Source organism: Nonlabens sp. Asnod3-A02 (assembly GCF_045063755.1).
Lineage (GTDB): Bacteria > Bacteroidota > Bacteroidia > Flavobacteriales > Flavobacteriaceae > Nonlabens > Nonlabens xylanidelens.
Map to the genome: position 1 here is coordinate 167,481 of NZ_JBEFOC010000005.1, position 12,260 is coordinate 179,740.

The following is a 12,260-nucleotide window of genomic DNA, read 5'->3' on the forward strand; positions in this document are numbered from 1 at the left end:
CACAAAAGTAAAGAAAAGCTATGGCAATCATCATAACAGACGAATGTATTAATTGTGGAGCGTGTGAACCTGAGTGTCCTAACACGGCAATTTATGAAGCAGCAGATGACTGGCGCTATGCAGATGGTACAGATTTAGATGGAAATGTTGTTTTACCTAACGGTAAAGAAGTCGATTCTAATGAGACGCAAGAACCAGTAAGTGACGAGTTTTATTATATAGTCCCAGATAAATGTACCGAGTGTGTAGGTTTTCATGAAGAGCCACAATGTGCTGCGGTATGTCCGGTAGATTGTTGTGTGCCAGATGATGACGTCGTAGAGACTAAAGAAGTGCTGTTAGAAAAGCAGGCTTTTATGCATAAAGACTAAGTTATATTTAAACGATAATTACAATTTTCAAAACTCTCAAGAGCCATCGCTTTTGGGAGTTTTTTGTATTTATGATTTTATGGAGAAACTGGTTATTAGTTATATTAGCTTAAAATTTATAGCCATGAAATATCTTTTCTCACTTTTATTTATAGGAGCTTTTTTTAATGGAGTTGCGCAAGAAATTACAGGACAGCAACTACTGGATAAAGCAATCAAAGTTCATGACCCTAGTGGAAACTGGAATAGTTTTAAAGGAAATTTACAGGTTACGATGTCTACGCCAGATAAACCAGCTCGTGTGAGTGACATTTTAATAGACTTACCTGCTCAAAAATTTAGTGTAGCTGCTACTCGTGATAGTGTAACGACTGTCTACAAGGTAAATAAAGAAAATACCTCAGTAGATAAAAAGGATTTGAGATCTCCTGAAACTAAAGCGGTGAGTACTGATAAAGACAATGAAAGAGCTGTTTTTATGAAGAATTATTATACCTATTTGTACGGTTTACCGATGAAATTAAAGGATGAAGGAACTCATATAGATCCTAAAGTAGAACGTAAAACCTTTAAAGGCAAAGAATACTTAGTAGTAAAAGCTTCTTATAATGAAGCGGTAGGAAGCGATGTGTGGTTCTTTTATTTTGATCCAATTTCTTATAAAATGGAAATCTATCAATTTTTTAGAACAGATGAAAAAGGTAATATAAAACCTGATTCTGGAGAGTACATTTTATTATCTGATAGCCATTTAATCAATGGAATACACATGCCTAAAGTACGTAAATGGTATTATAACAAAGATGATAAATTTCTAGGTGCAGACGTGATTACAAAATAATTGAACTTTTCTTTATAATGATAAGCAACCTTTTTTAGACTTCTACATCTATCTATAAACCAACCTAGATGAAGAAGTTACTTTTTCTGTTACTGCCCATTATTTTAATTTCTTGCGAGGCCAGATTAGACGACGATAAGCGTGCATTTTTTAAAACTAGAATAGTTGATTCTAGTGGTTTGCCACTTGTCAACGCCTCGGTAGAGGTAACGACTTATAGATCTTATGATTTCTTTTTAATTAACGGACAGAATCTAACAAAAACTTCAGAGCCTGACAGAGATTTTTTACTAGGCAAGGGAACAACCGATGAGAATGGAGCCGTTTCTTTTACCATGTTATTTGATACTGCCTATAGATATTATGTTCATATAAAAGGAGTTGATGATTCTAGTAAAATACTAGCTGTAGCAAGTGATAGTTTTAATCAAGATCTTACTCTAGATATTCCATTAATTACTATGACAGATATTGCAAATGTGGAATTAGAGTTTATAAACACATCAGGTACTACAAGTGTTTATGATGTAACCATTAATTATTTTGCGATTTATTGTGACGAATTGTACGAGAATAACTCTTTTGTAAGAGATGAAAATTGTGAGTTTGAAGATGAGATCATCGATTTGGTAAATCAAACAACAGATGATGGTTTATTTGAATTTAGAGCCTTTTATCCATCTGTTATAGATGTGAATTATAGAGATGCTGCCGGAAACGAAGTAAATGAACAATTTACCATTAACAATCCTACAGAGCGTTATGAGATTAATTACTAGAATAGTGCTTATTATAGTAACTGTTTTATCAAGTTACTATTCTTATAGTCAAGAAAATACAACAGAAAAGTCTCATAGCTTACCAGATCGTGTTTTTGCAGTAGATTTTTATTTGCAACGTGCTTTGCCTAGCGGCGATAACTTCATAGGTAACGGATTATCTGACGGTACTGGCTACGGAATAAGAATGCAATTTGACATTTATAAAAACATTTATGTAGGAGGTGCACTGAGTCAAGACTTTTTCAGTGTAAAAAATACAGATGTGATAGGAGAGTTTAATAGAGCTACTAAGTTCAATGCTTATCTGTTTCTAGGTTATGATTATCAATTAAATGACGACTGGAATATCACTGCAGATTTAGGTTATGGATACAGTCAAAATAAGAATAGACAAAGTACAGAACAAGGTGGTGGTAAATTTAGAGATACTGGAAATGTATTTAGAATAACGACTAGCATAGAATACAACCTATCTAGTGCTACATCATTGTATTTAAGCCCTAGTTATGAATCTATCTCCTATAATATAAATAGTGCTCCAGCATTAGTAGATACTTTTGATAAAGGTAAATTTATAAATCTAGCTTTAGGTATCCGTTTTAACGTTAGAGATTATAGAAATGTACCTCTTAAAGATGCCGATAATCAAGAACTTATTGATTTGCAAAATAGAGATCGTGATGATTTAAGTATTTCAGAGAAAAGAAAACTTTATTTTTTAAAGAAAAAAGAAGCTAGAAGATTGCGACGTGAGAGAAGAAGGAATAATTAATTACTCAACACAAACTCCACACGTCTATTTTTTGCTTGCGCATCTTCTGGCTCGTTAGGATCGATGGGTTGTGATTCTCCATAGCCTCTGTAATTGATTCTGTCTTTTGATATTCCTTTATTGATGAGATAGTTTGCAACACTTTTTGCTCTGTCTTCAGATAGTTTTTGATTGTATGCAGCGTTTCCTAAATAGTCGGTATGACCGTTTATAGTCACTTTTAAATCAAGATGTGATTTTAAATAAGTTACTAGTTCATCTAGTTCTTGAGTAGTTTTCTCAATCAATGTTGCTTTATCAAAATCAAAAAGCACTGATTTTAAGGTGTAGATGGAATTGAGTTTAAAAGTATTCTCAACTTTTATTTCCTCTTCTATTTCTTCTATACTTACGTCATCTATATAATAATAAGATGAAGGTCCTTCAACTCTTGATCTAGTCAGTTTATATTTAGTTTCTAGGTTGCTTTTAAAGTTACCTATAGTAAAATATTTTTCTGTTCCATTTGCTATGAATTCAGTTTCAACTAAGGTCCAGTTTTTAGAATCTTTGAAAGTTTCTACCGTTGATAAGTCTACTAGGTAAGAAAAATCATCTTTTTTCTTTTGTTCATTAAAGTCAATATTATTTACACTGTTTTTGGTTTCTGTAATTGTTAATCCATCAAAATTTTTATAGGTAGTAAAGTTTTCTCGATTTGAGTTAAATAAGACCCCTATAGAGTTTGTGCTTAGTCCTGACTTTTCTGCGAGTGAGATAAAAAACTTTATTTTGTAATTTTGACCTTCGATTAATTTTTTTTGCAAAGAACCAGTGATATATTCTCTATAATTTTGGTGGTTTAATAAAATTATACCTGCATAGCTATTTCCTTCTTTTGCTTTTTGCCATCCGCTAACGTTATTAGGCACGCCAGCAGGACTAAATTTATTACATGACGAATAGAAGTCTGGAGTTGCTAGGGTAGGAACTATCCAATCTTTTACATTACCCTTAAATTGGGAGTAATCATCTGGACATTTTTCAAACTCCTCAAAACTTCCATTTAAAACAAGGTTTTGTGAGAAGCAAATGTTAGTTATCAAAAAAACAAATAGGACAGATGCGAGGTTAGATTTCAAGAGATAAAGGTTGGTTACTTTTATAAAGTGGATTTTGAAAAAATATTGTTTAAAGCTACTATTTAATATTCAAAGTTTAATAATGCTGGCTATAAGAATGCAAAAAGCCAAGCGTAATACTTGGCTTTTCAATAATTTGATGATCTATTGGTCTAAAAATTTCAATGTTGTTTTTAATGAGAATTATTCTTCTGGCATCAATAATCCTAAAATATCAATCGCTGCCTCACTAATTTTAGTTCCAGGGCCGAAGACTGCGGCTACTCCAGCATCAAAGAGAAACTGATAATCTTTTCTCGGTATAACGCCACCAACTACTATCATGATGTCCTCACGGCCATATTTCTTAAGCTCTTCCATTACTTGCGGCACAAGTGTTTTGTGACCTGCTGCAAGAGAAGAAACACCCAAAACGTGTACATCGTTTTCTACGGCTTGTTTAGCTGCTTCTGCTGGTGTTTGAAACAATGGACCTATATCTACGTCAAAACCTACATCTGCATAACCAGTAGCGACTACTTTGGCGCCTCGATCGTGTCCGTCTTGACCCATTTTTGCGATCATTATTCTAGGTCTACGTCCTTCGATTTTGGCAAATTGGTCTGCTAGTTGTTGCGCTTTCGCGAAAGCGGAATCATTCATAATCTCTTTCTTATATACTCCTTGTACACTTTTTATAGTCGCTCTATAACGACCGTAAACCTCTTCTAAAGCATCTGAAATTTCGCCTAGAGTTGCTCGTTCTCTTGCCGCATTTACAGCAAGTTCTAGTAAATTACCTTCTTTAGTTCTAGCGCAATTTGTCAGCGCTTTTAAAGCTTTTTCTACTTTTTGAGTGTCTCTCGTGGCTTTAATATCGGTTAACCTATCGATTTGCTCAATACGTACTGCGGCGTTATCTACCTCTAGAGTGTCTATGTTATCCTCGTCTGGGCTAGGGTATTTATTCACTCCTACAATGGTATCTATTCCAGAATCTATACGTGCTTGTTTCTTTGCAGCGGCTTCTTCTATGCGCATTTTAGGAATTCCTGCCTCTATGGCTTTAGTCATTCCACCTAGTTCTTCTACTTCTTCAATAAGTTCCCAAGCCTTATCAGCAATTTGATCTGTAAGGGATTCTACATAATAAGAACCTGCCCATGGATCTACGGTTTTTGTAATTCCTGTTTCTTCTTGTAAAAATAACTGTGTATTTCTAGCTATACGTGCACTGAAATCCGTAGGTAAAGCAATTGCCTCGTCCAGCGCATTAGTGTGTAAACTTTGTGTACCACCGAATGCGGCTGCACTAGCCTCAATAGCAGTTCTAGCCACGTTGTTAAATGGATCTTGCTCTGTAAGTGACCAACCAGATGTCTGACAGTGTGTTCTTAATGCAAGAGATTTAGCATTTTTAGGCTTAAATTGTTTGATCATTTTTGCCCAAAGCATACGTGCCGCACGCATTTTGGCAATTTCCATGAAATGATTCATTCCTATTGCCCAAAAGAAAGATAGGCGAGGAGCAAAGGTATCGATGTCCATTCCTGCAGCTAGTCCTTTGCGTACATATTCTAGACCATCTGCAAGTGTGTAGGCTAGTTCTATATCACTAGTCGCGCCTGCTTCATACATGTGATAACCAGATATGGAAATCGAGTTGAACTTAGGCATGTGCTTACTTGTGTACTCAAAAATATCTGAGATAATTTGCATACTAGGCGTAGGCGGATAGATATATGTGTTACGTACCATGAATTCTTTAAGAATATCATTTTGTATTGTACCACTCAACAGTTTTTGATCCACACCTTGTTCCATTGCTGCGACGATGTAAAATGCCATTATAGGTAAAACGGCACCGTTCATGGTCATAGAAACAGACATCTTATCTAACGGAATAGAGTCAAAAAGGATTTTCATATCCTCAACGCTATCTATAGCAACACCAGCTTTTCCTACATCACCTACTACACGATCGTGGTCACTGTCATAACCTCTATGCGTTGCTAGGTCAAAGGCTACAGAAAGCCCTTTCTGTCCAGCAGCGAGATTACGTTTATAAAAAGCATTAGATTCTGTCGCACTAGAAAAACCAGCATACTGTCTTACTGTCCAAGGTCTACGAACATACATAGTAGAATAAGGTCCACGCAAGTTGGGTGCTATACCAGCTACAAAATCGAGATGTTCCAGATTTTCAACATCTTCTTTTGTGTATTCTTTTTTTATAGAAATCCCTTCAGATGTTTCATAAACAGCGGTTTCTGATCGCTTAGTATGAAAATCGTAATTGGGTTTTATGTTAGATATATCTTTTCTTTTCATGAAGCTATTTTTATTGAAAGTAGATCCTATTGTTTCTAAAATGTAGAATTACATCTATTCTCTAGACAACGAGTTTCTGTGATTTTATAGATCACAATTTTGCTATTTCAGCCTTCTCCAGTTCTTCAGTAATACGCTTGGTAATAATGGGCTGTATTAAAGTCTTGCGAGGTTCTATCTTTCTAAAAGGTAATATTTCGTACTCTTTTTGTAAAGGTAATGCCGCATTAGGATGCTTATTTGCTCCTATAAGAACACGCTTTCCTGTGTTGAAATCTTCTTGCTCTTGTTGTGCACTTTCCTTGATCTTACGCTGTATAGTGCCATCAAAAAGGGACTGTGTAAAACCACCTGCGTTCTCGATATCTTTAAAAATGTCAAGTGCTTTTTCTACCAGTTGCTTGGTAATGGTATCAATGTAGTAAGAACCGTCAGCTGCGTTGCCTATTTCATTGAGATAAGCCTCGTCTTTTAGAATTCTTAACTGATTGCGCGCTATGCGATCTCCAAATTCATTTTCTTTGTTAAAAAATGTATCATATGGAATGTTGCATAAAGTGTCTGCACCACCTAAAATTGCGCTCATACACTCGGTAGTTGTGCGCAGCATGTTCACATTATAATCCATTAAGGATTTATTACGCAGGCTAGGAGTTGCCGTAATATAACAACCTAAATCAATTGCGTAAACATCTCCCAAAGTTTTGGTTAAAATGCGATAGGCCCGATATTTTGCGATCTCAAAAAAGTAATTGCTACCTATAACCGTGTCTATGTTGATTCTTTTTCCCGCTTTCGCGAAAACGGATAGCGTACCACCTTCATTTAAATGATTTAAATACTCGTTAAGATGAGCTGTAAAATAAGCTAGTTCTTGAGTAATGGTAGCACCAGCCTGTTGATAGGTAGATGTGTTAATAGTGATATTTGAGAAATAGCCATCAAACTTATCGAGAAATGAATCTAAGTTTTTATAGTCATGATTCTTGTTCTTAAACCAGTTTCCATCACTCGCCAGTTGATGAATGATATCTATGTGAACATAAGCATGCGGTGCAATTTGATGAATGGATTTTATATAATCCAGGTCAAAAAATTGAGTGTGAATCTGTACACCTACTTTAGGTAGATCTTTAAACAATAGGGCAGGATCTATGCTAGGATTAGGAATGATAAATATAATTCCTTCACCACCACGGTTTAATATATCTAGAGCTTTTTTATTTGCAGCTGCAGCATTACCAGCATATACTTTTTGAGATATATACCAGTCATTAGTCTGTGTAGAACGATTAGTGATATTAATATCTGGCGCACTCTCGCTATGATAAAAAGGCTTTATATGAATACCTTCTCTGGTAGCGGTAATAAGAGTTTCATTATAGTCTGCACCTTTAAGGTCCATCTGGATTTTCTGTTTCCACTGAGCTTCAGAAACAGCATCAAAATCTTTAAAAAGTTCTTTACTCATTTTCTTCAGTTTTTACAGAATCTGCGTGTTGAATGATGAATACTTCTTCATTTTCGCGCTTCATTAAATAACGTTCTCTAGCATATTTTTCTAGCCCCAAGCTATCTTGTAGTGAAGCTATTTTTGCCTTATCACGAGCAATACCTTTCCTATAGAAATCGGCATTTTCTTGTTTTTCGGCAAGTTGCTTGTCTATCTCTCTATGAGATGTCATCCATGCATTTGCATCTAGAAAACATATCCAGATGGCAAAGAAGATGGTGATGAGTGTGTATTTATTACTAAAAAACCTCCACCACGGATTAGCTTTTAATTTTTTTAATCCCATAAGTGGAAATTTAAGAAATTATCCTAGCTTTTGATCGATAATAGTACGCAAGATTTTAACACCTACGGTATTAAATCTATTTGTAGGTATAATCACGTCTGCATAGGCTTTAGTGATTTCTATAAACTGTTGGTGCATAGGTTTTAACGTAGTTTGGTAACGTTCTAAGACTTCATTAAGATCACGACCACGGTCTGCAATATCACGTTTTAATCTTCTAATCAATCGCTCATCGCTATCACAGTCTATGTATACTTTTATATCAAATAACTTGCGTATGCGCGGCATGGTAAGTATAAGAATACCTTCTACGATAACTACTTTACTAGGTGCTGTTTTTATGGTCTCACCAGTACGATTGTGCTCCACAAAGCTATAAACCGGTTGGTCTATAGTATTACCTTTTTTTAATTCTAGCAGGTGTTTTTCTAAAAGATCAAAGTCTATGCTTTCTGGATGATCAAAGTTGATTTGTGTGCGTTCTTCATATGTAAGATCGCTAGTATCTTTATAATAAGAATCTTGAGATATTACGGTTACTTCGTGATCAGGGTATTCATGTATCATTTGTTCTACCACTGTAGTTTTACCGCTACCTGTTCCACCGGCAATTCCTAATATAAGCATGAGATATTTTTGTTTTTGCAAAAGTACGGATTTAGGTTTGAGTTTCTAGCTTTTGATTTGTGCAGCTGTTGTTTTAGTTTCTTCTTTATGATCTATACTAAATGGAAAGTAATTGAATAGCACAGGTATAATTTATATTAGGTATTTCTAACTTTACAAAAAAAAAAGAATTCATGAAAATGCAAATGGAGTCCACATGGAAAGAGGTATTGCGAGAGGATTTAAGTCAACCTTATTATGAGGAATTGAAAAGCTTTGTTAGTGAGGCTTATAAGCGATATACTTGCTACCCACCAGAGGACAAAATTTTTGCCGCTCTTAATCGTACTCCGTTTGATAAGATAAAAGTGGTTATCATAGGTCAAGACCCATATCATGGTGCAGGGCAAGGTAATGGTTTTTGCTTTTCAGTTTCTGATGGGGTAAAACACCCACCTAGTTTGATCAATATTTTTAAGGAAATAGCAACAGATTTAGATAAGCCATATCCAGATTCTGGTAATCTAGAACACTGGGCAGATCAAGGTGTGTTGCTTTTAAATGCAGTGCTTACTGTAGAAGAAGGTAAGGCTGGAAGCCACCAAAAAAAGGGTTGGGAAAAATTTACAGATGCTATTATAAAAAAAATATCTCAAGAAAGTAAAGATGTCGTGTTTCTATTATGGGGTGGATTTGCTAAAGGAAAAGCAAAACTCATAGATAAGAATGCGCATCTTATACTAGAAAGCGGTCATCCATCACCGTTAAGTGCAAACCGTGGGTACTGGTTTGGGAATAGACACTTTTCAAAGACTAATGAATATTTAAAAGAAAAAGGAATGGAACCAATTATATGGTAAAATCTTGTGCCCTAATTAATAGTAAATAGACTTTTATAAAGATCTTGTCCTACAGCTAGGAGAAACCACTATACAAGTTTTTAATAGACTACTTTTATCCTCATACATACGACTGAATAACAAAGTAATTTTTTACTCTTTTAATATGAGTTTCTTTGTTTTTTAAATGGTGTAAAACTTTAAAAATCAAAACTATATAATGATTAAAGATATTCAATTAAACAAGCCAGAAGCTATAGATGTAACAGAAAGACCTGCATTTTATAATGCAGATTCTAATCTAGTTACTACCATGAACAACTTAGAAGAAGGCAAAGTAGTTTTAATAAGGTCATTTTATAGTAACGGTTTACATTTACTTAAGGAATTGCATACGCATCTTAAAAAGAAGTTACCTAATAAAACATACCAAGAACAGCAAGTATATCGCGATACCTATCGCAAATTATCTAACCTTATTTTATTAGAAATAGTAGATAATAAGTTAGAAGTTGCAAAGGCGCCATCCATAGGTTGGTTAGAAAAACTGTACCCTGAGATTCAAAATTTTCATCTTACTTTACCACAAGTTCAAGGACTTAACAGTTCATGGCAGTGGTATAAAAAAGGAATTTCTATACCTGTATTGCGCAACAAAATACATCCTTTTTATGGTGTTTATTTTCCAACAAGATTTGAGCATCTAGAAGTTTTTGATAATTACTTAAAACGTTATGAAGGTCCTAAAAAAGCTGCTATGGATGTAGGAGTAGGCTCTGGAGTTTTATCACTACAAATGGTAAAGCACGGTTTTCAAAAAGTATATGGTACAGATGTTAATCCTAACGCTATAGTAGGTCTTACGGAGTTTATGGGAGAGACTAAACTATCACGTAAGATAGAATTAGACTACGCACCGCTTTTTGGTAAATTTGATAAACCTGTAGAACTTATTGTTTTTAATCCGCCGTGGTTACCGGCAGATAAAGATGTCGATGGTATAGATGAAGCTATTTATTATCCTGAAGAAATGTTTCCAGCGTTTTTTGAGGCTGCAAAGGAACGTCTATTACCTGATGGTAAATTGGTTATTATATTTTCTAACCTGGCTCAAATTACTAATGTTACAACCGAGCATCCTATAGAGAATGAAATAGCAAATAATGATAGATTTGAACTAGAGAGAACTTTTAAAAAGAGAGTTAACTCTGCGTCAGAAAAAACAAAACGTAATCCACACTGGAGAGATTTAGAAGAAGTAGAGCTTTGGGAGTTGAAGCTTAAATAAATTCTCAAATTTTAAAAGGCTATTTAATCTTGCGTTGTTCATCTTCAGTGCGAGTAAAATACCAATAGATTACATAAAACATACTAAAAACGCCTGCTATAAATGCCCATAGTAGGCTTCTATTTCTGGTCCAAGAACAAACAACTGCCATAGAAGAGAAAATGGCTGTACCTGTAGATATTCCTGTAGAATAGTTAGTTGAAATAGCTTCATGTAGGGTAGTTAGTAATATCATAGTGTTAGTTTGTAATTATCATTAAATATAAAATTGTATTTATTATAAATAACTATTAAAATTCTAATGTAAAATAATTTCATAAAAAAAGCACCACTGTAAAGTGGTGCTTTTGATACTTATTCTAAGATAGAGGACTATCCTAAATATGATTTAAGGATCTTACTTCTTGAATTCTGACGTAATCTTTTGATACCTTTTTCTTTAATCTGGCGCACGCGCTCACGAGTTAAATCAAAAGTTTCACCGATTTCTTCCAGACTCATAGGTTGTTGATTACCGATACCGAAGTAAAGAGAAATCACGTCTGCTTCTTTTTGAGAAAGAGTTTCTAACGCACGAGTAATCTCTAGAGTAAGAGATTCATGCATTAATTCTCTATCAGGGTTAGGCGACTCACCACTACGTACAACGTCGTAAAGGTTAGAAGTTTCACCTTCTTTAAGAGGCGCATCCATCGATACGTGACGACCTGCATTCTTAAGAGATTGTTTCACATCACTTACCGTCATGTCCAGTTCTTTTGCAAGTTCTTCTGGAGATGGAGGACGCTCATGCAATTGCTCAAGATGAGAAAAAGCCTTATTAATCTTGTTAATGGATCCAATCTTATTTAATGGAAGACGCACGATACGTGACTGCTCTGCTAGTGCTTGTAAGATGGACTGTCTAATCCACCATACCGCGTAGGAGATGAATTTAAAACCACGAGTCTCATCAAATCTTTTTGCAGCCTTTACGAGTCCGGCATTACCTTCATTAATAAGATCTGGAAGCTTAAGCCCTTGATTTTGATACTGTTTTGCAACAGAAACCACAAAACGTAAATTTGCAGTGGTCAACTTCTCAAGAGCTCTCTGATCACCTTTCTTAATGCGCTGTGCTAGTTCTACTTCTTCCTCTGCAGTGATTAGATCAATTTTAGAGATATCTTGTAGGTACTTGTCAAGCGATTTTGATTCACGGTTTGTAACCTGTTTGGTGATTTTGAGTTGTCTCATTTAGATAATAAAGATTAAAAAGTTAATGACCTGACAGCTTTTGTCAGATGTTAATAGTATAGCAAAAATCATACCAAAAGCGCTTTTTATGACACCTTATCAGGCTAGTAATACTGTGACTTGTGCTACATTTTATTAGTCGTCACAAGTACATTTTTGTTACACTATTTATAGCTAGCTAGTAATAAAATGTTGTGTTGATTGATCTTACTACTAGTGTAATAAGGAGGTGTGGAGATAAGTTGTTTAAAAAATAAAGTATACTATTTGTTAAAATAGTCGTGATTTAATAAGT

Annotated in this window: 13 protein-coding genes; 6 read left to right on the plus strand and 7 right to left on the minus strand. The window is 34.8% G+C overall.

Annotated elements, in window-relative coordinates:
• Positions 1-20: 20 nt before the first annotated feature.
• The 4 genes from ACJJVN_RS00815 to ACJJVN_RS00830 all read left to right on the plus strand — a co-directional run bounded on the left by ACJJVN_RS00815 (position 21) and on the right by ACJJVN_RS00830 (position 2,766).
• Positions 21-371: a 4Fe-4S dicluster domain-containing protein gene (locus ACJJVN_RS00815; RefSeq protein WP_104515965.1), complete on the plus strand. Its 351-nt coding sequence runs from the start codon at positions 21-23 to the stop codon at positions 369-371.
• 124 nt (positions 372-495) lie between these two features.
• Positions 496-1,212 carry a DUF6503 family protein gene (locus ACJJVN_RS00820; protein WP_405376768.1) on the plus strand — a complete coding sequence of 239 codons (717 nt, stop codon included), beginning with the start codon at positions 496-498 and terminating at the stop codon, positions 1,210-1,212.
• A 68-nt stretch (positions 1,213-1,280) separates the two neighbouring features.
• Positions 1,281-1,991 (plus strand): hypothetical protein, encoded by a 711-nt coding sequence (locus ACJJVN_RS00825; RefSeq protein ID WP_405368272.1) that lies wholly within the window; start codon positions 1,281-1,283, stop codon positions 1,989-1,991.
• Positions 1,975-2,766, plus strand: coding sequence for a hypothetical protein (locus tag ACJJVN_RS00830; RefSeq protein WP_405376769.1), 792 nt, complete (start codon positions 1,975-1,977; stop codon positions 2,764-2,766). Before ACJJVN_RS00825 ends, ACJJVN_RS00830 begins: the two co-directional genes overlap by 17 nt.
• Here the strand turns inward: ACJJVN_RS00830 and ACJJVN_RS00835 are convergent.
• The 5 genes from ACJJVN_RS00835 to udk form a co-directional block, all read right to left on the minus strand.
• A complete protein-coding gene (locus tag ACJJVN_RS00835; RefSeq protein ID WP_405376771.1) occupies positions 2,763-3,887 on the minus strand; it encodes an OmpA family protein in 1,125 nt (374 codons plus the stop codon). The genes ACJJVN_RS00830 and ACJJVN_RS00835 overlap by 4 nt on opposite strands.
• A gap of 183 nt (positions 3,888-4,070) precedes the next feature.
• Positions 4,071-6,197: a methylmalonyl-CoA mutase gene (scpA, locus tag ACJJVN_RS00840; protein WP_405376773.1), complete on the minus strand. Its 2,127-nt coding sequence runs from the start codon at positions 6,195-6,197 to the stop codon at positions 4,071-4,073.
• Positions 6,198-6,288: 91 nt separating this feature from the next.
• A complete protein-coding gene (locus ACJJVN_RS00845; RefSeq protein ID WP_405376775.1) occupies positions 6,289-7,668 on the minus strand; it encodes a methylmalonyl-CoA mutase subunit beta in 1,380 nt (459 codons plus the stop codon).
• Positions 7,661-7,996, minus strand: a complete 336-nt coding sequence (locus ACJJVN_RS00850; RefSeq protein ID WP_104515974.1) for a septum formation initiator family protein — start codon at positions 7,994-7,996, stop codon at positions 7,661-7,663. The genes ACJJVN_RS00845 and ACJJVN_RS00850 overlap by 8 nt, the downstream gene beginning before the upstream one ends.
• 18 nt (positions 7,997-8,014) lie before the next feature.
• Positions 8,015-8,623 carry a uridine kinase gene (gene udk, locus ACJJVN_RS00855; protein WP_405376830.1) on the minus strand — a complete coding sequence of 203 codons (609 nt, stop codon included), beginning with the start codon at positions 8,621-8,623 and terminating at the stop codon, positions 8,015-8,017.
• A 173-nt stretch (positions 8,624-8,796) separates the two neighbouring features.
• On the opposite strand from udk, the gene ung reads away from it, so the two are divergent.
• Both ung and ACJJVN_RS00865 read left to right on the plus strand, forming a co-directional pair.
• Complete coding sequence (gene ung, locus ACJJVN_RS00860) at positions 8,797-9,462, plus strand: uracil-DNA glycosylase (RefSeq protein WP_405376776.1); 666 nt, start codon at positions 8,797-8,799, stop codon at positions 9,460-9,462.
• 199 nt (positions 9,463-9,661) lie between these two features.
• Positions 9,662-10,729, plus strand: coding sequence for a methyltransferase (locus tag ACJJVN_RS00865; RefSeq protein WP_405376778.1), 1,068 nt, complete (start codon positions 9,662-9,664; stop codon positions 10,727-10,729).
• A gap of 19 nt (positions 10,730-10,748) precedes the next feature.
• Here ACJJVN_RS00865 and ACJJVN_RS00870 read toward each other — a convergent pair whose 3' ends face one another.
• The gene (locus tag ACJJVN_RS00870) at positions 10,749-10,964 is read right to left on the minus strand and encodes a hypothetical protein (RefSeq protein WP_405376780.1); all 216 of its coding nucleotides are present in this window, start codon (positions 10,962-10,964) and stop codon (positions 10,749-10,751) included.
• Between the two features lie 137 nt (positions 10,965-11,101).
• Entirely contained in the window at positions 11,102-11,965 is an 864-nt protein-coding gene (locus ACJJVN_RS00875) for an RNA polymerase sigma factor RpoD/SigA (RefSeq protein ID WP_101014111.1), read from the minus strand.
• Positions 11,966-12,260 lie beyond the last annotated feature (295 nt).

Excerpts from the sequence above, each read along its gene's own strand:
- ung (WP_405376776.1), top strand. The coding sequence starts at position 8,797 with ATGAAAATGCAAATGGAGTCCACATGGAAAGAGGTATTGCGAGAGGAT.
- ACJJVN_RS00845 (WP_405376775.1), bottom strand. The coding sequence starts at position 7,668 with ATGAGTAAAGAACTTTTTAAAGATTTTGATGCTGTTTCTGAAGCTCAG.
- ACJJVN_RS00815 (WP_104515965.1), top strand. The coding sequence starts at position 21 with ATGGCAATCATCATAACAGACGAATGTATTAATTGTGGAGCGTGTGAA.
- ACJJVN_RS00850 (WP_104515974.1), bottom strand. The coding sequence starts at position 7,996 with ATGGGATTAAAAAAATTAAAAGCTAATCCGTGGTGGAGGTTTTTTAGT.
- scpA (WP_405376773.1), bottom strand. The coding sequence starts at position 6,197 with ATGAAAAGAAAAGATATATCTAACATAAAACCCAATTACGATTTTCAT.
- udk (WP_405376830.1), bottom strand. The coding sequence starts at position 8,623 with ATGCTTATATTAGGAATTGCCGGTGGAACAGGTAGCGGTAAAACTACA.
- ACJJVN_RS00830 (WP_405376769.1), top strand. The coding sequence starts at position 1,975 with ATGAGATTAATTACTAGAATAGTGCTTATTATAGTAACTGTTTTATCA.
- ACJJVN_RS00865 (WP_405376778.1), top strand. The coding sequence starts at position 9,662 with ATGATTAAAGATATTCAATTAAACAAGCCAGAAGCTATAGATGTAACA.
- ACJJVN_RS00825 (WP_405368272.1), top strand. The coding sequence starts at position 1,281 with ATGAAGAAGTTACTTTTTCTGTTACTGCCCATTATTTTAATTTCTTGC.
- ACJJVN_RS00875 (WP_101014111.1), bottom strand. The coding sequence starts at position 11,965 with ATGAGACAACTCAAAATCACCAAACAGGTTACAAACCGTGAATCAAAA.
- ACJJVN_RS00870 (WP_405376780.1), bottom strand. The coding sequence starts at position 10,964 with ATGATATTACTAACTACCCTACATGAAGCTATTTCAACTAACTATTCT.
- ACJJVN_RS00820 (WP_405376768.1), top strand. The coding sequence starts at position 496 with ATGAAATATCTTTTCTCACTTTTATTTATAGGAGCTTTTTTTAATGGA.